Genomic DNA, 1,914 nt, shown 5'->3' on the forward strand with positions numbered 1-1,914 from the left:
CGGCCGCGGCCGCGGGGGCGCCGGCGGCGGGCTGACCGCCGCCGGGCCGCCCTGGGGTCAGGCGGAGGTGTCCGACAGCGCGACGACCTCGTCGTCCGACAGCTCCAGGCGGGCGCCCGCCAGCAGGTCGGGCAGCTGCTCGACCGAGCGGGCGCTCGCGATCGGCGCGACGACGCCCGGCTGCACCCGCAGCCACGCCAGGCCCACCGCGGTCACGCTGGTGGCGTGCGCGGCGGCCACGGCGTCGAGCGCGGCCAGCACGCGGCGGCCCCGGTCGTCCAGGTACCGCCCGGCCGACCCCGCGCGCGGGCTGTCCACGGCCGGCGAGCCGTCGCGGTACTTGCCCGTCAGGAAGCCGCTGGCGAGCGAGGAGTACGGCAGCACCCCGAGGCCCTCCCGCACGGCGAGCTCCTGGAGCGGGCCCTCGTACTCGCCGCGGTGCACCAGGTTGTAGTGCGGCTGCAGGGCGACGAACCGGGCGACCCCGAGCTCGTCCGCGATCCGCAGCGCCTCGGCCAGCCGCTCGGGCGTGAAGTTCGACGCCGCGACGTACCGGGCCTTGCCCTCGGCGACGACCTCGCCGAGCGCGGCGACCGTCTCCTCGAGCGGGGTCTCCCGGTCGTCCTCGTGGGCGTAGTAGAGGTCGATGTAGTCGGTGCCGAGCCGCTTCAGCGAGTCGTCCACCGCGGCCCGGACCACGGCGCGGGAGGTGCCGCGGCGCGTGCTCAGCTTGCCGACCTTCGTCGCGATCACGACGTCCGCGCGGTTGCCGCGGGCGGCGATCCAGCGCCCGATCGTCGCCTCGGACTCGCCGCCCTCGTGGCCGGCACCCCACTCGGAGTAGACGTCCGCGGTGTCGACGAGGCTGCCGCCGCCCTCGACGAACGCGTCCAGGACGGCGAACGAGGCCCGCTCGTCCGCGGTCCAGCCGAACACGTTGCCACCCAGGTTCAGCGGCAGGACGTCCAGGTCGGTGGTGCCGATGCGTGCCATGGTCCTCCTCGGTCGGGCGGCGCCGGCCGGGGGACGGCGCCGTGCGGTGCGCGCCGCGGGGGGGCGGGCGCAGGGTGCGGGCGGTCGCGCCGTCGGGCCGCCGCGCACCGGTCTACCCCACGCCGCCCCCGGGCGCGAGCGAGCAGCGCACACGTCGAGCGAGCAGTCGCCGACTGCTCGCTCGACGTGTCGGGTACCCCCTCGCCGGGCGCCCGGGGCGCGGGGCGGCGCGGGCGCGGGGCGCGGCCGGCGGGTGGGTCAGAGCGGGTAGGCGGCGTACAGGTTGCGGATGTCGGCCGCGGGGCCGTGCACGACGAACACCGTGGTGCCGTTGCTCCACGCCGCGACGCCGGTGCCGTCGCCCTGGTCCACGACGGTGACGGTCCCGACCGGGGCGCCGCCGACCAGCACCTCGTCCTGGAGCAGCACCGTCGGGCCGCCGGCGGCCGGGTCGGCGGAGGCGTCGTCCGCCGCACCGTCGTCCGCCGCGTCGGCCGCGGGGTCCGCCGTCGCGGGGGCCCCGGAGACGGACGCGAGCACCGCCGCGGCCTGCTCGGGCGTCTCCCACTGGCCGGCCTGCACGGAGACGGTGCCGTCGGCGCCGTCCGTGTAGGTCTCGGCGTACGCCTCGACGGCGTTCTGCGCGAGCCAGGCCTCGTCGTCGGCGGAGGACGCGAGCGCGTACTGGAGCAGGGTGGTGGGCAGCGCGCCCGCGAACGCGGTGGTGGCCGGGCGCGCGGCGGGCTCGACCGTGCTGGTCGGCGACGGCAGCACCACGTCCGGCGGGGCCGCGGCCGCGCCGCCGGAGTCCCGGGTGAGGAACCAGGCCGTGCCCCCGCCACCGAGGACGAGCACCGCGGCGACCACCGCGCCGACGAGCACCCACCGGCTCCGGCCGCGCGCCGGCTCGGCGCCGCCGGC

Annotated in this window: 1 protein-coding gene and 1 pseudogene; both read right to left on the reverse strand. The window is 78.6% G+C overall.

All coding sequences use genetic code 11. From position 1 onward, the window contains the following. Positions 1-57: 57 nt before the first annotated feature. A complete protein-coding gene (locus FA014_RS19335; RefSeq protein ID WP_154731227.1) occupies positions 58-993 on the reverse strand; it encodes an aldo/keto reductase in 936 nt (311 codons plus the stop codon). Positions 994-1,251: 258 nt separating this feature from the next. Continuing rightward, a pseudogene (locus tag FA014_RS19340) lies at positions 1,252-1,914 on the reverse strand (hypothetical protein); the annotation flags it as partial.

Source organism: Cellulomonas hominis, assembly GCF_005239125.1.
Lineage (GTDB): Bacteria > Actinomycetota > Actinomycetes > Actinomycetales > Cellulomonadaceae > Cellulomonas > Cellulomonas hominis_A.